This is a genomic window from Paenibacillus sp. FSL H8-0280 (genome assembly GCF_045040665.1).
In the GTDB taxonomy this organism is placed as follows: domain Bacteria; phylum Bacillota; class Bacilli; order Paenibacillales; family Paenibacillaceae; genus Paenibacillus; species Paenibacillus xylanexedens_A.
The window spans coordinates 6,243,819-6,263,360 of record NZ_CP150296.1; the positions used below are offsets into that span (position 1 = coordinate 6,243,819).

Annotated in this window: 16 protein-coding genes; 3 read left to right on the forward strand and 13 right to left on the reverse strand. The window is 47.9% G+C overall.

Annotation, left to right across the window (positions count from 1 at the left end; all coding sequences use genetic code 11):
* Positions 1-49 precede the first annotated feature (49 nt).
* The gene (ftsX, locus tag MHI12_RS27265) at positions 50-967 is read right to left on the reverse strand and encodes a permease-like cell division protein FtsX (RefSeq protein ID WP_047840643.1); all 918 of its coding nucleotides are present in this window, start codon (positions 965-967) and stop codon (positions 50-52) included.
* Complete coding sequence (ftsE, locus tag MHI12_RS27270; protein ID WP_024631580.1) at positions 957-1,643, reverse strand: cell division ATP-binding protein FtsE; 687 nt, start codon at positions 1,641-1,643, stop codon at positions 957-959. The genes ftsX and ftsE overlap by 11 nt, the downstream gene beginning before the upstream one ends.
* A gap of 254 nt (positions 1,644-1,897) precedes the next feature.
* Between ftsE and MHI12_RS27275 the strand changes: the two genes are divergently transcribed.
* The gene (locus MHI12_RS27275) at positions 1,898-3,331 is read left to right on the forward strand and encodes a VanW family protein (protein ID WP_405170818.1); all 1,434 of its coding nucleotides are present in this window, start codon (positions 1,898-1,900) and stop codon (positions 3,329-3,331) included.
* Between the two features lie 230 nt (positions 3,332-3,561).
* On the opposite strand, the gene MHI12_RS27280 is transcribed toward MHI12_RS27275, so the two are convergent.
* The 4 genes from MHI12_RS27280 to MHI12_RS27295 all read right to left on the reverse strand — a co-directional run bounded on the left by MHI12_RS27280 (position 3,562) and on the right by MHI12_RS27295 (position 7,272).
* On the reverse strand, positions 3,562-5,115 hold the full coding sequence (locus tag MHI12_RS27280) for an MDR family MFS transporter (RefSeq protein WP_341009149.1): 1,554 nt from the start codon (positions 5,113-5,115) through the stop codon (positions 3,562-3,564).
* A 72-nt stretch (positions 5,116-5,187) separates the two neighbouring features.
* Positions 5,188-5,871 carry a hypothetical protein gene (locus tag MHI12_RS27285; RefSeq protein ID WP_405170819.1) on the reverse strand — a complete coding sequence of 228 codons (684 nt, stop codon included), beginning with the start codon at positions 5,869-5,871 and terminating at the stop codon, positions 5,188-5,190.
* 34 nt (positions 5,872-5,905) lie between these two features.
* On the reverse strand, positions 5,906-6,634 hold the full coding sequence (locus MHI12_RS27290) for a polymer-forming cytoskeletal protein (protein ID WP_405170820.1): 729 nt from the start codon (positions 6,632-6,634) through the stop codon (positions 5,906-5,908).
* Positions 6,635-6,648: 14 nt separating this feature from the next.
* Complete coding sequence (locus tag MHI12_RS27295) at positions 6,649-7,272, reverse strand: YhbD family protein (protein ID WP_405170821.1); 624 nt, start codon at positions 7,270-7,272, stop codon at positions 6,649-6,651.
* 274 nt (positions 7,273-7,546) lie between these two features.
* On the opposite strand from MHI12_RS27295, the gene MHI12_RS27300 reads away from it, so the two are divergent.
* The gene (locus MHI12_RS27300) at positions 7,547-8,335 is read left to right on the forward strand and encodes an alpha/beta hydrolase family protein (RefSeq protein WP_289390475.1); all 789 of its coding nucleotides are present in this window, start codon (positions 7,547-7,549) and stop codon (positions 8,333-8,335) included.
* 202 nt (positions 8,336-8,537) lie between these two features.
* Here MHI12_RS27300 and argH read toward each other — a convergent pair whose 3' ends face one another.
* The 7 genes from argH to argC all read right to left on the reverse strand — a co-directional run bounded on the left by argH (position 8,538) and on the right by argC (position 17,755).
* Positions 8,538-9,941 carry an argininosuccinate lyase gene (gene argH / locus MHI12_RS27305; RefSeq protein WP_036612430.1) on the reverse strand — a complete coding sequence of 468 codons (1,404 nt, stop codon included), beginning with the start codon at positions 9,939-9,941 and terminating at the stop codon, positions 8,538-8,540.
* 107 nt (positions 9,942-10,048) lie between these two features.
* The gene (locus MHI12_RS27310; protein ID WP_017692004.1) at positions 10,049-11,284 is read right to left on the reverse strand and encodes an argininosuccinate synthase; all 1,236 of its coding nucleotides are present in this window, start codon (positions 11,282-11,284) and stop codon (positions 10,049-10,051) included.
* A 93-nt stretch (positions 11,285-11,377) separates the two neighbouring features.
* Positions 11,378-12,343 (reverse strand): ornithine carbamoyltransferase, encoded by a 966-nt coding sequence (argF, locus tag MHI12_RS27315; RefSeq protein WP_047840650.1) that lies wholly within the window; start codon positions 12,341-12,343, stop codon positions 11,378-11,380.
* 197 nt (positions 12,344-12,540) lie between these two features.
* The gene (locus MHI12_RS27320; protein ID WP_405170822.1) at positions 12,541-13,794 is read right to left on the reverse strand and encodes an aspartate aminotransferase family protein; all 1,254 of its coding nucleotides are present in this window, start codon (positions 13,792-13,794) and stop codon (positions 12,541-12,543) included.
* Between the two features lie 368 nt (positions 13,795-14,162).
* Positions 14,163-15,002 carry an acetylglutamate kinase gene (gene argB, locus MHI12_RS27325; protein WP_100528444.1) on the reverse strand — a complete coding sequence of 280 codons (840 nt, stop codon included), beginning with the start codon at positions 15,000-15,002 and terminating at the stop codon, positions 14,163-14,165.
* 335 nt (positions 15,003-15,337) lie between these two features.
* The gene (gene argJ / locus MHI12_RS27330; RefSeq protein WP_405170823.1) at positions 15,338-16,576 is read right to left on the reverse strand and encodes a bifunctional glutamate N-acetyltransferase/amino-acid acetyltransferase ArgJ; all 1,239 of its coding nucleotides are present in this window, start codon (positions 16,574-16,576) and stop codon (positions 15,338-15,340) included.
* 129 nt (positions 16,577-16,705) lie between these two features.
* Positions 16,706-17,755: an N-acetyl-gamma-glutamyl-phosphate reductase gene (gene argC / locus MHI12_RS27335; protein ID WP_405170824.1), complete on the reverse strand. Its 1,050-nt coding sequence runs from the start codon at positions 17,753-17,755 to the stop codon at positions 16,706-16,708.
* A 331-nt stretch (positions 17,756-18,086) separates the two neighbouring features.
* Between argC and cls the strand changes: the two genes are divergently transcribed.
* Entirely contained in the window at positions 18,087-19,535 is a 1,449-nt protein-coding gene (gene cls / locus MHI12_RS27340; RefSeq protein WP_076209833.1) for a cardiolipin synthase, read from the forward strand.
* The last annotated feature ends 7 nt before the right edge of the window (positions 19,536-19,542 follow it).

Genomic DNA, 19,542 nt, shown 5'->3' on the forward strand with positions numbered 1-19,542 from the left:
TTTACCATTCTTTTCGACATATTCTGCAATTCGATCGTTGAAAACAAAATTAAACGTTGAGTGATTTCCGAATGGACAGTGTACTTCCCAAAATACCTACCAGCACACCAAGTCCGATCAACAGTGTTCCAAACAGCCCCCAGATTTCGCCGAGCGGAATCAAGTTAAGCATCTGCATGAAGACATCCTGACCAATCGTCTTCATCAACTGGCTGTATCCAACAAACAGCACCCCAACCGTAATGACCGAGCCAATAAATCCAATGAGTGCACCTTCAATAAAGAAAGGCCAGCGAATAAAGGTATTGGTTGCACCAACCAACTTCATAATTCCAATCTCCCGGCGACGTGCCAGAATCGTTACGCGAATCGTATTCGAGATCAGGAACATGGACATGAGACCCAGTCCCCCGACAAAAATAAATCCGATATTACGAACAAGCTTCGTAAATTTGAACAACACTTCCACCGTTTCCTTGCCGTAGTTCACTTTCATGATCGGCTTCTCCGGGTGTTTTTCGTTCAAAGCTTCGATTTTTTGCGCCACAAAAGTGACGGTTTCCGGTTCAATGACCTCAACTTCAATGGTCTCCGGCAGTGGGTTGTTGTCCACATCGAAACCGCTAAGCACGTTATCTGCACTCTCTCCAAGGCGCTCACGGAACTCCTTGAGTCCTTCTTCCTTGGAAACAAAACGAATCTCACTTACTTCAGGCATCGCGCTGATTTCTTTCTCCAGTGTGTTACGCAGGTTCTCGTCCACATTCAGTTCGAGGAACGTGCTGATCTCCACCTGGCTATCAACCTGATTCGCCATGGAGTTCACATTGAGGACCAGTAACATAAACACACCAAGAATCAATAGCGACACAATAATGGACATGATGGAGGCCACAGACATCCAGCCGTTGCGGAATACGTTTTTGAATCCCTCCCGCAGATGGCGCAAGAGAGTACTAAAATTCATAACCGTATTCCCCTCTCATCTGATCCCGTACAATCTGTCCACGTTCAATCGCGATTACCCGTTTACGCATCGTATTCACGATATCTTTGTTGTGGGTCGCCATAACAATGGTTGTACCCCGGAAGTTAATCTCATCCAGCAGTTGCATAATGCCCCACGACGTCTCCGGATCGAGGTTACCTGTAGGCTCATCCGCGATAATAACCGATGGGTTATTGACGATAGCCCGTGCAATAGCAATACGTTGCTGTTCTCCACCCGAGAGCTGTGAAGGTTCACGATTCGCCTTGCTGCGCAGTCCCACCAAGTCGAGCACTTCCATCACTCGTTTCTTGATATGACGTTTTGGCGCTTCAATAACTTCCATGGCAAATGCCACATTCTCAAATGCTGTCATCCGTGGCAACAGACGAAAATCCTGGAACACAACGCCGATGTTACGACGCACATAAGGAATCTTTCTTGGCTTCAACTTACCAATATTAAATCCGTTAATGGATATTTGTCCTTTGGTCGGAACTTCTTCTCTGTACATCAATTTCATAAATGTCGATTTACCTGCGCCGGACGGACCGACGATATAAACAAATTCATTGCGGTCGATCTTCACCGACACCCCTTGTAATGCGTGGGTCCCATTGGCGTAGGTCTTCCACACGTCCTGCATTTCTATCACATCATCACTTCCTGCTCGCATAGTTAGCCATTATCATTTCGACACAATCCCGGCATTTCCTTTAAAAAGACCTGAATTTCATCAGGAAAAAATCCACTTCGTTCCTGTTTCAATGGTGAAGCATGGATTCATATGAAGTTTATTGTAACAAATTTGTTACCTATTGAGTACCCGAAAGTTTTCCTGCATTGGATCATATATATAGAAAGTGTTACAAAGTCGGGAACAACTGAAGTATAAAGGAGCGTACGGTTATGAAAAAAATACATGTGACGGTCATTGTTCTATTCTCTATCCTCTTGATCGGCTCCGCGTCCTATGGGTTGTTGTATATGTACGTGAATCAGCCTGCCCTGCCCAAAGACGTTCATGTTGGCGGCATGCTGGTGGAGGGGAAGAATCGTAAGAACGTATTGCATGAATTGGATGAACAGATCCAAAAGCTGGAGGACTGGCCTGTCACCTTTGAAGTGACTGAACCCAACCCCCAGACGATGTCGTATACCGCAGCTCAGGTGGGGGTGAGCTACAACGTTAACAGCTTGGAGTCCGCAATACAGCAGCTCGAGGAAGGCAACCTGTGGGAACGCGCTTATGCACGTTATCATTTTCCGAAAGAGTTCTCTCTCGATATGACCTATAACTCAAGACCACTCCAAGAACATCTCAGCCCTGCCTGGGAAAAAGAAACCTTCGGTACACCTGCGGACGCTGTTCGCCGCATTACCACAAGTGACAAAGTTCAGTATATCCCGGAAAAAGGCGTCCGCCGGATTGATTGGGATACACTCACAAATCTCATTCAGACGAAGCTACACCGGGATTTCAGTGTACTCAACCCGGATGAGAAACCCGCCCCACTGCTGATCCAGGTACCACTATATACGCTGAAGCCTGAAGTAACCCTTGATTCGCTACGCCAGGAAGGCATTGACCGAAAGATCATCCAGTTCTCCACGGGTCTGGGCAATAGTAGTGAAGGCCGGATACATAATGTCAGCGCAGCGGCGGAAGCGATTAACGGCATGATTTTGCCACCGGATGCCACATTCGATTATGAGAAGATCATCCGTAAAGCGGAGAAGGATTATGGGTTTCGTGAGGCTCCGGTCATTGTTAATGGAAGACTAACCCCTGGAATTGGCGGGGGAATCTGCCAGGTATCCAGTACGGTGTATAACGCAGCGCTATTGACGGGTCTTGATATTATTGAACGTCGCAACCACTCCCTGCCGGTCAAATATTTGCCAAAAGGGCTGGATGCCACCTTTGCCTCAGGAGCCATCAATTTTCGCTTCAAGAACAATACAGGCAAGTCCTTACTCATTCATGCAGAGGTGAAGAACCATCAATTGATGGTGAAATTTTTCGGCACCTTCCCGGAGAATGTCAGCTATGCCCTTGAATCTCGTACCATTGAAACATTAAGTGTTCCGGTAAAGTATGTGTCCAGTACTGTACTGCCTGATGGTGCACAACAGGTGCTGCAAAACGGACAGCCTGGATATATTGTCGAGACAGTAAGAACCAAGAGGCTGGACGGCAAAGTGATCGAATCCAAAACGATTACACGGGACACGTACAAAGCTCAGAATCGTCTAATTGCCCGCTCCGGTCATAGCAGCCTGCCTGATCCGCAAGGGCCTTCTGTGGTCGAGGACGGGATTAGCGATACGAAACAGCCTTAATTTTTTTCAAAGCAACCGACAACTTACAGATCACGGAATAGTACAAACAAGGTCCTGCCGTAATTCATGGATAAGCATAAGCTGATCACACGAAAACAAAAAGACACACTTCACGTCCCTTTTGAGGATAAGCGAGAAGTGTGTCTCTACATTTTCAAGATAAGTTATTCGAATTTTACCAAGCTAAGATTAGCTTTACTACCGTAACTTACGGTTTACTGCATAACGGCTTAGTGACCGCCGGTGTATTCGCCTTGCTCTTCGCCTACGACCATCTTCTCTTTCCCCATGAAGAAGGAAGCGACCAACGCAAGTGCAGCCGGAATGACAGCCCAGGCAAATAACTGCACGATAGAAGAGGACAGGGCATGTGTGATGGTATCCAGCACCTGAGGCGGAATCGCCTGTCTGAGTTCTGGTGAGAGCAACGCATGTGGATCGGTCAGATCCACTCCCTGCGGCATGCCACCCGCTGAAGCACCGCCTGCTTCCGCAGCTGAACCAGCGAGAGCATCGTTCATTTTACGCGTAAATACCTGGCTCTGTACGATACCAAAGATCGTAATGCCCATCGTCATACCGAGGGACCGCAAAAAGTTAAGTGTGGAGCTTGCTGCTCCGCGTCTTTGCGGTTCAAACGCATTCATGGCTGCATTGCTAAGTACGGAGAACGAAGCACCGACACCCAGACCAACCATCACCATGTAGATACGTATCGTCCAAAGGGAAGAATTCTCATCCAGCGTAGTCAGCAATCCAAGTCCAATGACAAGTAAGGCTAACGTAGGGATCATGATATTGCGATACTTGATTTTGGTCATCAACACCCCGCCCAAGGACGCAGTCACAACGGACCCGAGCATCATCGGCAATAGTACGAGACCGGAGTTGGTCGCTTTACCACCAAGTACCCCCTGTATGAAGATCGGAATGTACACGGATGCTGTAATGAACGCCGCACCACTGAACATACCAATAACGTTACTGGACCAGTAGACCCGGTTGCGGAACATGCCAAAGGAGATGATTGGTTCTTTGGCTTTGGTTTCTGCAAAAAGGAAAAGTAGCGCTAATGCTACAAATCCGGCAAACAAGCCAAGAATCTGCCAGGAACTCCAGGCAAATGTTTTGCCGCCAAGTTCCAGACCAAAGATCAGGCACACAACAGCACCGATCAGCGTTACAGCACCCAGCCAGTCGATCTGTTGGGATTGATGCTGATGGGATTCTTTATAGAAGAACGCAATGAACACAAATGCAATCAAGCCTAGCGGCAGGTTGATATAGAATACCCATTCCCATGTCGCATACTGGGTAATGTAAGCACCGAGCAGAGGTCCGAATACGCTGGAGAGGCCAAAGACGGCTCCAAACAATCCACCCAATTTACCACGAGATTCTGGTGCAACGACATCAAACATGATCGTAAAGGCAATCGGCACCAGGGCCCCCGCACCAATACCTTGAATCGCTCTGTACATCGTCAATTCCACAATAGACGTTGCCGTTCCGCACAGCGCTGAGCCAAGCATAAACACAATAATACCAAATACAAAAAACTTCTTCCGTCCATACATATCGGATAGCTTACCGAATATCGGCATCCCTGCCATCTCAGCCACCATGTACGCGGAGGTAACCCATACGAACTTGTCGAGCCCACCCAGCTTCCCGACAATATCCCCCATAGCTGTTGCCACGATGGTATTATCCATCGAAGCCATTAATATGCTGAGCAGTAACCCTGCCAGCACCAATCCAATACTGTTTTTACGTGCAACCATTGTACTCAATCTCTCCATTCACGCTCTATTCATATGACTGCATTAGTATATCCGAAAAGAAGTCTGCGTTAATCAGTCCAAGGACCGATTGCTTTGCAGCAAAACTTCCGATTGCGGATGAATTTGCAGAGATGAACGGTATTCCACTGTACCAATCCGGCAGCCAGGACCGATTTTTATTTTATCGCCACGGACAATCTCGGCCTCCGTATTCTCTAATTCAATATCATCACCCTCGATGAGCTGTGACTTGAGAATTGACTTACTCCCCGTAAACAAGTCATTCAACCGGCCACTCTTCACCGAGATGATGGAACCGCCCATTTCCTTGACCTCGGATGGACCCATGATTTTGAGTGTCATATGTTCAGCGCTGAGCATCCCCGCTATCGTCAATCGCCCGTTCAGCTTGATATTTTCCGCCTGACAATCCCCTGAAAGATGAAGTTCACCTACCACTTTTATATGCTCAGCTTTGGCATGCAGGCCAGATGCCTGGATTCCATCCCCAACATCGTTGCTGGTCTCTCGCTCTGTCAGAGTAAGGGTTCCGGTAATTTTAATATCTGTGGATTCAAGCGATCCGTATATGACCGATGTACCCGTACATTTGAATCGATCACAAGACAGATTGTCGTTAAAGGACGCGTCCCCTACGACCTTGATCTTGCCGTACACCCCACCAGAAGAACTGCCATCACCAACGATGCTGATATCCATTTTTTTGTCCAATGAACGCCCAAGATTGTTATTCATGTCGATCCCATCCCTTTCTCTCCATATCCAAACTTTATATTCGCTGACTGCTGCCCACCTTGGCATCCTGATCTACCTCAAGTTCACCCGAATACTCGACCAGCCTGATGTGACAGCCGCGACCGATAAAAATGTTACTCCCCCGAACAATATCAGCTTCAGTATCTTCCAGCACAATCTCATCACCCTCAATTAAGGAAGTCTTAAATGAAGGGGTCCCGCCCAGACCAATACTTTTCCAAAAGCCATTCTGTTGTTCCTTGCGACGAATATCGATACGCTCTCCGCCAATCTCTCTAGCCGAAGAAGAAGTGTGAAGCCTGATCTCCACTGTTCCCGCATTCAGTAAGCCGCTGATCTTAATATTGCCCTGTACATTCAGGGACTCACATTGGACATCCCCTTCAATATCGATCACACCGCCAATATCAATTCGTTCCCCATCTACTCTTCCACGTACGGTACACTTTCCGTTCACTTCAAGTTCAGGGCTATGGAGATCTCCGTTAATCGTCGTCATGCCATCCACCCGAACACGAGAACTGGTCAGAGGTCCATTCAACGTGCACATGCCGTTAATCGCTGCACTCTCGGAGGTCAAAGCGCCGTGCATCTTCAATGTTCCATTCACTTCCATAGAGGTGCAGTCCAAGTTGCCGTTCACCTTAGCCATGCCGTCAATAGATACACGGTGAAAATTCCCGCCTGCCGTTTGACTTATGCCCGCCACATTCAGATCATTCCGCTTATTCCGCTCTTCCATAGATGATCCTCTCCTTATCCCAATTTGAGTTTTAATTCTTCCATAAATGTTCCCATCGGCTGCCTAAGAACCACTTTCACACCATTGTCAAAATAAAACTCCGTTCCTGCTGTTACCAGCATGAATGAAGGAACACCCATCTTACGAATAAGCACGAGTTCGCTGGGTTTGCCTGTAAAACGATAATAATGTTCAGACATCACATCGATCAGCAACGCACCCTCTTGCCGAGTAATATCCCCGCTCATTAACAGCTTATCAAGGACGTAGAGCATCATAATCTGCTCCAAAGCATACAGCGGTTGTTCTCGACCTGCTTCTTGCAACAGATCCAGCGAAATTTGTGAAACAATGTTTCGCTCTAATAGTTGTGAAGCAGACATCTCCACTTCACCCAACGTAGGTGAGAACACGTCTGCCAGCTCATCCAGCGACAATCCGTCTTTCATATTGAGAATCTTGTCAATGCGTAGTAAAATCTGTTGTTTTGGAAAAAAGGTCTCTTGTCCGGTGTAGGACGACTTCCGAATGAACCATTCTTCCGGAATGAGATTTTTCCGCTTCCAGCGGTATAACTGGCCGTATGAGATTCCTGTCAGGTCCAACAATTCTTTCTTGGAGATCAAATCATCCGTCATATATGGTCCCCCTTTTTATTGAAACGAGTGTAACATAACATTGTTACGTTGTAAACTACATTGAAAAATCGATGATCAGATTACAGACTTCCATTTTAACCACTGGTGTGAAATTCTTTGTTTTCTACTGTAGATCTTGTTATTGCAATGGAAGAGTAATGCGTATAACCTGTTACATATAAACACTTTGGAGGCTCAGTCATCCGATTTTCATCCCATCCTCTCATGTCAGAACAAGTAGTTAACGAACTTATGAAAGGGGTTTCTTATACTCATGGCACTTATTAAATGTGATTTTTACTCGGATACGCTCGGGCTTAGCACCAGCATGCATGTCATTCTGCCGCAACAAACCCACAATCAGATCGGTATGGAGAATGTGACCGGCAAAGGACTGCACCCAACCCTGTACCTGCTGCACGGTCTGTCTGATGATGATTCCATCTGGCTGCGCCGGACTTCCATCGAACGTTATGTGGCCAACCTCGGGATCGCCGTTGTTATGCCACAGGTACACCGCAGCTTCTATACAGATATGGTAGAAGGCGGACGTTACTGGAGCTTTATCAGTGAAGAACTGCCGGCACTTGCTCGTTCTTTCTTCCCGCTCTCAGACCAACGGGAGGACAACTTCGTTGCCGGATTATCTATGGGTGGCTATGGGGCGTTCAAGCTGGCCCTTCGTAAACCAGATCAATATGCGGCTGCTGCCAGTTTATCTGGAGCACTCGATATGTCTGCACATATGGATAGAAATGCATCCTCAGCATTACAACAGACGGAGTTACAACGGATTTTCGGACCAGAGGTGACAGGTACAGAGAACGATCTGATCCATCTGTTAAAAGAAAATCAATCTAGCGAAAGTCCTCGACCTTTGCTCTACCAATGCTGCGGAACGGAAGATTTCCTGTATGAGGATAATCAAACCTTCCGGCATGCCTGTGAACAAACGAACTTCGCATTGACATACGAGGAAGGGCCTGGTGAACATGAGTGGGGCTACTGGGATGCCAAGATCCAGGATGTATTGAAATGGTTGCCTTTGCCCAAGCGCGATTAGTGGATTATTGGGAGCTACTGAGGATAAAGAAGGCTGGTACTCCGATGACAGAACAACCTTCCTTCCATTCGCAGTTGAATTGAATATATCTAGAGCACATCGCTGTAAAATACAAAAAGCAGGCCGCTGAGAACAAAGCTCTCTGGCCTGCTTTTTTTATTGTACTGTCGTATCTGTATAGCAACCTATCGTAACCGTGGCATTAACCGCGGTTCGTAATCCATTGCTCGGTAATCTCCAGTACCTTCTCACTACGTCCAATGGCTTCAGCCACTTGACCCGAAGCTGTTCCGCCGTAAACATTACGAGCGTTCACTACCGCTTCCGGTTGCAGCACATCATAGATCCGGTCATCAAACAGTGGTGAGAACTGACGGAATTCATCAATCGTCAGATCCAGCAAATACTTGCTGTTCTGGATGCAGTACAGTACCGTTTTACCAATCACTTCATGCGCCTGACGGAAAGGCAAGCCTTCGCCCACGAGGAAGTCAGCAATATCCGTAGCGTTGGAGAAATCCTGGTTGACCGCTTGACGCATCCGATCCTTGTTCACTGTCATTGTCGCGATCATTGGAGCAAATAGTTGCAGTGCACCTTCCAGCGTCGCTACAGTATCAAACATGCCTTCTTTGTCTTCCTGCATGTCTTTGTTGTATGCCAGCGGAAGAGATTTTAGTACCGTCAGCAAACCGATCAGGTTGCCGTACACACGTCCTGTTTTACCACGAACGAGTTCAGGAACGTCTGGATTTTTCTTCTGAGGCATGATGCTGCTGCCTGTGCAGAATGCGTCGTCCAATTCCACAAAACCAAACTCCGTGCTGCTCCACAGTACCAACTCTTCGCTCAAACGGGACAAGTGAGTCATGATCAGCGAAGCTGCTGCCAGGAACTCAACGATGAAGTCACGGTCGCTTACTGCGTCCAGACTGTTCTCGTACACCCCATCGAAGCCTAGTTGTTCCGCCACAAAATGACGGTCAATCGGGAATGTTGTGCCTGCAAGTGCACCTGCGCCCAGTGGCAGGATGTTAATGCGTTTGTAGCTGTCCATCAGACGCTCCGCATCCCGTTGGAACATGGATACATACGCCATCAGGTGATGGGCGAACAGAATTGGCTGTGCCCGTTGAAGATGCGTATAACCCGGTACGATGGTATCGAGGTTATCTTTCGCTTGTCCAATCAGTGCTTCCTGCAAAGAATGCAACATGCCTACAAAGCCAACCACCCGCTCGCGCAGGTATAGGTGCATATCCGTTGCAACCTGGTCGTTCCGGCTACGGCCTGTATGTAGTTTACCGCCTACGGGGCCAATCGTTTCGATCAGGTTTTTCTCAATATTCATGTGGATGTCTTCGTCCGATACGGAGAATTCCACTTCACCTGCACGGATTTTGTGCAAAACGGTGATCAGACCTTCTTTGATCGTCTCTACATCTTCCGCCGGAAGAATGCCGCATTTGCCCAGCATCGTTACATGGGCCAGACTACCCTGAATGTCTTCCTCAGCCAAAGCTTTGTCAAAATTGATTGATGCCGTATATTCCTCAACCAAATGATTGGTTTGTTTTGTAAAACGTCCTCCCCACAGCTTGCTCACAGTGAGTACTCCCCTTTCGCTCATGGACAAAGCCGCTCCTGCCAGATGTGCAAGAACGGCCTGCCTTGTCATTTATATTGATATAGTTCTATATATGCAGGTTGAAATTAGTTTTTGTTTTGCTCCACGCCGGAGTTTACTTTCAAACGCAGTGCATTCAGGCGGATAAAGCCTGTTGCATCACCTTGATCGTAGGCTTGCGTTGGATCAGCTTCCATCGTTGCGATGTCCGGATTGTAGAGGCTGACAGGGCTTTTCACACCTGCGCCGATGATGTTGCCTTTATACAATTTCACACGAACGGTACCTGTTACGTTCTTCTGGCTTTCAGTCACCAGCGCTTGCAATGCAAGACGCTCTGGTGCGAACCAGAAGCCGTTGTAAACGAGTGTGCTGTAACGTGTGATCAGGCTATCACGCAGGTTCATCACTTCACGGTCCATCGTGATGGATTCCATTTTGCGATGTGCGGTGAACAAGATTGTTCCACCTGGTGTTTCATATACGCCACGGCTCTTCATACCAACAAAACGGTTCTCAACCATATCTACACGGCCAATACCATGTTTGCCACCCAGCTCGTTCAGTTGCTCCATCACTTGCAGTGGGCTCAAACGCTCACCGTTCAGCGCAACACAGTCGCCTTGTTCGAATTCAAGTTCAACATATTCGGCTTGATCTGGTGCATCTTCAGGTGCACTGCTCAGCAGGAACATGTCTTTGTTCTCGTCCGCGCTTGGATCGAACCAAGGATCTTCGAGCACACCGCTCTCATAGCTGATATGCAGCAAGTTACGGTCTGTGGAGTATGGTTTAGCCGCAGATGCGGTTACCGGAATGCCATGTTTTTCAGCGTACGCGATCATCTCGGCACGTCCTGGGAACTGGTTACGGAATTCTTCCAGACGCCAAGGTGCAATTACGTTAATGTCTGGTGTCAGCGCAGCCGCGTTCAACTCAAAGCGAACTTGGTCATTACCTTTACCTGTAGCGCCGTGAGCGATGGCTGTAGCACCTTCTGCACGAGCGATATCCACCATGCGTTTAGCGATCAGTGGACGAGCGATACTTGTACCGAGCAGGTATTGTCCTTCATAAAGGGCACCAGCTTGGAACATCGGATAGATGAAATCTTTCGCGAACTCATCACGCAGATCGTCGATGTATACTTTGGAAGCGCCTGTTGCCAGTGCTTTTTCCTCCAAACCGTCCAATTCATCCTTTTGTCCAATATCCGCTGTGAATGCGATAATCTCAGCATCATACGTTTCTTTCAACCATTTCAAAATTACAGATGTGTCCAACCCGCCTGAATACGCGAGTACAATTTTTTCCTTAGCCATGTTCAATGGTCCTCCCCAAGATCAGTTGCTATAAACTTTTATCTATCATCGCGAAATCTGCGCCTAAAATCAACCCATAAAGGCAAATAGCAGCTATTCGCTCATTAATGCAGCCATTAATGCTTTCTGTGCATGCAAGCGATTCTCCGCCTGATCAAAGATCAGAGAGTTCGGTCCGTCAATTACACCGGCACTTACTTCTTCGCCGCGGTGTGCTGGCAGACAATGCAAGAACATGTAGTCCGGCTTCGCGCCTTTCATCAGTTCCTCGTCCACTTGATATGCCGCAAATGCCTGCTCCCGAATCTTCTGCTCTTCTTCAAAGCCCATGCTTGCCCATACATCCGTATACACGATATCTGCATCTTTGGCTGCTTCTTGTGCACTGTAGGTTACAGTCACTTCAGAACCGCTCTCCTGTGCGATAATGCGTGCCTGCTCCACAACTGCACTATCCGGCTCATAACCTTCTGGCGTTGCGACAGCAACATGCATTCCCATCTTCGCTGCACCGAGCATCAGGGAGTGCGCCATGTTGTTGCCATCTCCGATGTAGGCCATTTTCAGACCTGCCAGCTTGCCTTTGTGCTCCAGCACCGTTTGGAAGTCTGCCAGTACCTGACAAGGATGCGCTGCATCGCTCAGGCCGTTAATGACCGGAACATCCGCATGCTCTGCCAGTTCAGTTACATTATGGTGTCCAAAGGTACGGATCATGATGCCGTCCAGGTAACGGGACAATACTTTGGCTGTATCATGTGTTGTTTCCCCGCGACCCAGCTGGATATCATTTTTGCTCAGGAAGAGCGCGTGTCCGCCCAATTGGAACATACCCACTTCAAAAGATACACGCGTACGTGTGGATGATTTTTCAAAAATAAGTCCGATCGTTTTGCCTTTCAACGGTTGAAAAGGTACACCGCTTTTTTGCTTGCCTTTAATCTCAATCGCGAGATCAAGCAGATAACGAATCTCCTCGGCCGTGTAGTCCGTGAATTCGATAAAATCCCGGCCTCTCAGATCAATCTTCTGAATCTTTTCCGTCTGTTGTGCTGTCATGTATAATGTCCTCCTTATTTCCGGTTCCCTGCACCCGCATGGGCAGAAGAGAGCACCGTCAACACTTTGTCTGGATGCTTCTCGAGTTTATTCATTCCCGCCTTCTGCAATTTCACCGCGCGGCTACAGGGATTCATCATCTCGTTCTGCTTCGAGGCCGGTAATGGCCCCGAGACAGAAAGGTTCTCATTTTTATATTAGGCTTTCGCCGCTACGTGCTCTTCGATCAATGTGGCTACCAGGGATACCGCCTCGTCGATCTCTTCTTTGCTCACATACAGGTTCGGAAGCAAACGAATCACATTAGGTCCTGCAGAGACGAACAAAATACCGCGTTTTTGCCCAGCAAGCACAATATCACCTACCGGCTCAGCACATTCGATGCCGACCAACAATCCCAAGCCACGAACTTCCTTCACAAAGGAATTACCCGCCAAACGATCCCGTAGGGAGCTCATCAGGTATTCACCCATCTCCGCTGCACGCTCTGGCAAGCGATCTTCCAGCATCGTTTCAATTGTTGCGATTACAACGGATGAAGCTAGTGGTGTTCCACCAAATGTCGTCGCATGGCTACCTGGCGTGAACGCATCCCGCAGGAAACCTTTACCCAACATCGCGCCTACAGGGAAACCACTGCCGATACCTTTGGCAACGGTGAACACGTCTGGCTCAATGCCATAATGTTCGTGCGCAAACAATTTACCCGTACGTCCCATTCCCGTTTGAACTTCATCAACAATGAGCAACAATCCATTCTCGTCACACAATTTCCGTACATGTTTGACGAATTCCGGTTCAACCGGATATACACCACCCTCGGCCTGAACCATTTCCACCATAATAGCTGCTGTGTTGGGTCCAATTGCCGCTTCAAGTGCCGGGATATCATGCAAAGGTACGGTTACAAATCCCGCTGGCAATGGCAAAAATCCTTCTTTCACCTTATCCTGTCCGGTTGCTGTCAGTGTAGCGAGTGTCCGTCCATGGAAGGACTGGGCGAATGTGATCACTTCATACCGATCTGTACCCTTCACCTTCTGGTGATAACGACGTGCAACTTTGATAGCTGCTTCATTCGCTTCGGCACCACTGTTACAGAAGAACACTGCATCAGCGCACGTATTGGCTGTCAGCAGTGCTGCTGCCTTCTCCTGGCCTGGAATCTGGAACAGGTTGGACACATGCCACAACTCATCAATCTGAGCTTTCAGCTTGGCTCCAACTTTCTCCGGTGCATGGCCCAGGCTAGTTACAGCGAGTCCGCACATGAAATCGAGATAACGGTTGCCCTGGTCATCCCACAACCAGCTGCCTTTACCTTTGACCAGACTGATTGGATAACGCGCATACGTTTGGAAAAGCGAGCTTTCCGTCTGTGCCGCTGCACCTGTTGCTGTTGCGCCCGCTACCGCTGTGCCAGAACCTGGCTGTTCGTTGCCTTTTGCCATGACCCTATCACTCCTTATTGGTTGGTGCAACGGCAATTATATAAGAGCTCTTATTTACACTAGATCACTCCGATTGCGGAACCATCTTCCGAACGTATGCATACTCCACTTCGATGACAGAACAACCTTCCGATCGCTGTTATCCCTGGATTTTTTTTATTCCCCTTCAATGGGGGAAATCCTGTGATAAAGGCGCACGCTCCGCTTCTTCAGGTTATTTCTGTCCTCTCCGTTATGCATTTTTATTCTTCAGATTGGTTCTGCACCCTACGATATGTGAGTGTAATATTAGATTTCTTATATTAAAAAGCCGTGCACATATTTTTTTATTTAAATAAGACTATTAAGACCCTAGCGTATCAAGCAAATTATTGCATACGGATGATTCTTGTTCCGATGATTTCTCCGCTGAGCACTCGGCTCAGGATTTGAGGTTCGCTGCCGTCTACGATGACGACCTCACGTACTTGGCCATGAATACATGCAATTGCTGCACGTACTTTGGGAATCATGCCGCCATAGATTTCTCCGGTCTGGATCATGTCCTCAATCTCTTGTACAGATACGGATGGCAGTACTTTTTTCTCGCCGCCTACGTTCTTCATGATGCCTGGAACGTCGGTCACGACAATCATCCGACTTACGCCGAGATGAGACGCCACTGCACCCGCAGCTGTATCTGCGTTAATGTTGTAGCGTTGTCCAGTTGCATCTACGCCAACTGGTGCAATAACCGGCATGTAACCCATGTTCACGATGCCTTGGATAATCTCTGCGTTCACACCAGTGACATCGCCTACCCAACCGATCTCTGCGTGGTTCGATACGGGCTTCGCCTGAATCAGACCTCCATCAACGCCGGACAAGCCTAGTGCACGACCGCCCACACGTTGAATCAGACGTACGATCTGTTTGTTGATACTGCCCGCAAGCACCATCTCCACTACGTCCAGCACAGGTTCAGTCGTTTTGCGCAGGCCATTAACAAATTCGGTTTCGATACCAAGCTTCGCCAGGTTATCCGAGATCGCAGGACCTCCACCATGTACGATGACTGGTTGCGTGCCCTGAGACTGCAAATCACGCAGATCCGCAAAGAAAGACTCGGGCAATGCTGCCAGCGTGCTGCCTCCACATTTCATGACAAACATCTGTTTTTCTGTGCTCGCTTCCGTTGCGGTACTCTCGTTTGGCATTGTTGAATTCATGAGGGCAAGCTCCTATCATAGTAAAAATTATATTCAAAAAAATATAACACTTTTATAAGGTCACAAAGGCTGGTAGGAGTCCATTCCGAATTCGGATTGTTCTTTTGATCGCTGTTGTCTCCAGGTTTCTTGAATTATCCCTATATAGGGGAACACCCGGAGACAAAGGCGACCGCTCCGCTTCTGCAGAATCAATTCCGTCTTCTCCATTACTATCGCTATATGTCCAACACCAAACAACAAGTTTAAATTTCATTGATAATTTTTGAAACATCTCACGAAACAGCTTCACAATAGAAGACAGCTGTTTCGCAAAACCTTTATCCAAAGATTTATTAAGTGCGGTATGCGGCGTTAATTCGGACGTAGTCATACGTCAGGTCACAGCCCCAGGCTGTTGCTGTTCCTTCGCCGTGGTGCAAATCCACCACGATGCGAACTGTATCAGTCTGCAAATAGGCCAATGCCGCTTCTTCGTCAAACACGACTGGGCGGGACTGCGCAAGTACCGAGATATCTCCCAAACGGATATCTACGGTATCCGGGTTCACCGGCTGTCCTGCACGCCCTACGGCTGCAATAATCCGACCCCAGTTGGCGTCAGCGCCAAACATAGCGGATTTCACCAGACTAGACCCGATGACGGTTTTGGCAATGGCTTGCGCGGATTCATCACTTACTGCACCTGTAACTTCTACCTCAACCAGTTTGGTTGCTCCTTCACCATCACGAGCAATGGCTTTGGCCAGTACTTGGCATACATAGGTGAAGCCGGCTGCAAAAGCGTCCCAATCCGGGTGCTCCATCGTCAGCTCTTCATTGCCTGCATATCCACTGGACATAGCTACCAACATATCGTTTGTACTTGTATCCCCATCAACGGTAATCATGTTGAATGTATGATTCGTAGCCTGGCGCAGCAGGCGCTGCAACGCTTCTGCACCAATGACCGCGTCAGAGGTCATGAAAGCGAGCATTGTCGCCATATTCGGATGAATCATACCCGAGCCTTTGGCGGCTCCCGCAATCGTAACCGTCTTGCCGTTAACCAGAACGGAGACGCAAGCTTCTTTTTTCACCAAATCCGTTGTCAGAATCGCTTGTGAAAATTGTTCCGCCTCATTCGACTCCTTGCCCATATGCGTTGGAAGACCAGTGATGCCTGAATGTACAGCATCCATTTTGAGCAATTCCCCAATGACACCTGTGGATGCCACAGCCACGTCCTCTTCTGCCACACCCAACTCACGCGCAGCGGCCGAACGCATCGCATAAGCATCTTCTTCACCTTGTTGCCCTGTACATGCATTAGCATTACCACTATTGACGATAACAGCTTGAAGACGTCCGTTGCTCAAGCTTTCACGCGTTACTTTGAGTGGTGCCGCCTGAAACACGTTCGTTGTGTATACAGCAGCAGCTGTAGCTGGTACATCACAGCGGATCGCTCCGATGTCATTGCGAGATGTCTTTTTCAATCCGCAGTGAAGTCCACCAGCAGTGAACCCCCCAGGGGTTACAATTGTTCCGTTCTCAACCACGGTAAAAGTCTGTTGCTCCACATTCGTTCCCATATCATATCCCCCGTATGCGTTCAGCTATATGCTGATGATCGCCTGCTTAACCTGATCCGTTCTCCCTAAGTGACTCTGAGAATGCAATTTTACACTTCATATGCCAATGCACCTCTTGAATTCCATCTCTTATGGATATACCGGTGTCATGTTCAGCCCGAGGTTCTCCTCCCATCCCATCATCAGGTTCATATTTTGAATCGCTTGCCCGGAAGCACCCTTCACCAGGTTGTCGATGACCGAAATAATCGTTAAACGACCTGTGCGAGGATCTACCGCAAATCCGATATCACAATAGTTGGATCCGTACACTTCTTTGGTAGAAGGCCAGATGCCCGGTTCACGTACACGTACAAAAGGTCTGTTCTCATAATATTTACGGTACAAATCTACGATCTCCCGGTCGCTGTGTTCCCCAACGAGGTTTGCATACATCGTACTCATAATTCCACGTGTCATTGGCACCAGATGTGTTGTAAAGGTAACCGTAACAGGCGTTCCCGTTATATTGCCAAGCACTTGTTCGATCTCGGGAATATGTTGATGTTTATTCAGTTTATAGGCTTTGAGATTCTCGTTCATCTCTGCATAATGGTTCGTCAGACTTGTTCCGCGTCCTGCTCCAGATACGCCTGATTTAGCATCAATTATAATAGTAGAAGGATCAATCCAGCCTGCCTCTACAGCAGGGATCAGTCCAAGAAGTGTAGCCGTTGGATAACAACCCGGGTTGGATATAAAATTCTGTCCCTTCACTTTCTCGCCATACACCTCAGCCATGCCGTATACCGCTTGTTCCAGCAAATCAGCTGAAGGCGCCGGATGTTTGTACCACTCTTCGTACACCGTTCCATCCTTGAGTCTGAAATCGCCAGACAGGTCAATCACCTTAAGCCCTGCTGCCAGAAGACTTGGTACAAGCTTAGCACTTACGCCGGACGGGGTCGCTGTGAATACCAGATCCGCACGACTCGCAATTTCAACCGGATCTACACCGTCGAGTGGCCTGTGAATCACGCCCGTCAAATGCGGAAATCCATCTGCGATGGACTCACCACTGCTCGATGATGAGATCACCGATGTGATTTCAACCAACGGATGGTTCTGGAAAAAACGAATCAGCTCCACCCCGCCGTAGCCGGTGGAACCGACGATTGCTACTTTTAATTTGTTATTCACTCTCGCTCCCCCAATCTCGATGTATGCGCTACTTGTGCTATGCCCGTGCATGAATGAGGCCCGAACACAGCAATTCCGTCGCTTATATGCATATTTGTGTATTATTATACGACTCTGGTTATATAAATACAACACTCTATCATCAATTTCACATGGATTTCCATCCAATCCGAACATATCTTTTTTTACTATCCGGGACGAATAGGTATACATCTGTTAAAATACGTATTAGTAGGAAACATTACAATCAGGGTCTCATTCATAACTAACCTGCTAATCAAGGACATATGAATAGATTCATGATGGTCATTATGAGACATGGGGGACTATAGTGCATATCGAATCCATTTTACTTATTGTACTCCTTGGCCTGAATATTATTTTTGCGGCAGCAGTCGTTTTCTTCGAACGGAAGGATGCCAGCGCTTCCTGGGCTTGGCTGCTCGTCTTGAACTTTATTCCGGTGTTTGGGTTTGTACTTTATCTTTTAACTGGTCAGAACCTGACCCGATACCGGCTTTTCCAGTGGAAAGAACGTAAGAAGCTCGGGCTAGAGGAACGTATTGAAGCCCAGCTCACGCAGTTGCACGATAACCGCACCCCTTTCCGCAACCAAGCAACCGAGACTAGCCAGGACATGATCTATATGAACCTGAAGCAGAACGGTGCTCTGTTAACGGAGGATAATGCGGTTGAGATCATTACGGACGGAACAGACAAGTTCCAACGGCTCTTGGATGACATCGAAGCGGCTCAGGATCACGTGCACGTACAATACTACATTTATAGAGGCGACCGTCTGGGCAAAAGAATTCGGGATGCACTCATCCGCAAAGCCCGTGAAGGCATCAAAGTTCGTTTGCTGTATGACGCGCTCGGATCACGGCGGGTATCAAAACGCTTTTTCAAAGAATTGCGCGAAGCAGGCGGTTTGGTTGAAGTCTTTTTCCCATCCAAATTTAGTCTGATCAACTTGCGTATGAACTACCGGAACCACCGTAAGATTGTCATCATCGATGGTAACCTAGGGTACACGGGCGGATTTAACGTTGGAGATGAGTATCTTGGCTTGAACTCGAAATTCGGTTACTGGCGTGACACACATCTGCGTATTCAGGGGAATGCCGTTCATGCGCTGCAGACCCGTTTCCTCTTGGATTGGAATGAAGCGTCCAAGCAACACGACACACCTTATGTTCCGGCGCATTTCCCTCATATTGAGGGTACAGGAAAGATTGCCATGCAGATTGTCTCTAGTGGACCAGATGCAGAGACTGAACATATCAAGAACAGTTATCTCAAGATGATTAATGGTGCCAAACATTCGATTTTGATTCAAACACCTTATTTTATCCCGGATGCCAGTGTATTCGAAGCTATTCGTCTCGCGTGTCTGTCCGGCATTGATGTTCGCATTATGATTCCTAATAAGCCCGATCATGCCTTTGTATACTGGGCTACGTTATCTTATATTGGTGAGTTGCTAAAAGTGGGCGCCAAAGTATTTATATATGATAATGGCTTCATTCATGCCAAAACACTTATCATTGACAGTTTGGTTGCATCCGTGGGAACCGCCAATATTGACTACCGCAGTTTCCGGTTGAACTTTGAGGTTAATGCCTTTATGTATGATGAAACGATTGCGACAGCACTTGTACAAACCTTTGAGCACGACCTGCATGTATCGCGGGAGATGACGCTCGATGAATACCAAAAACGCAGTCTGATTATCCGCTTCAAAGAAGCGATTTCCCGTCTGTTGTCTCCGATTCTGTAGTGGTGGC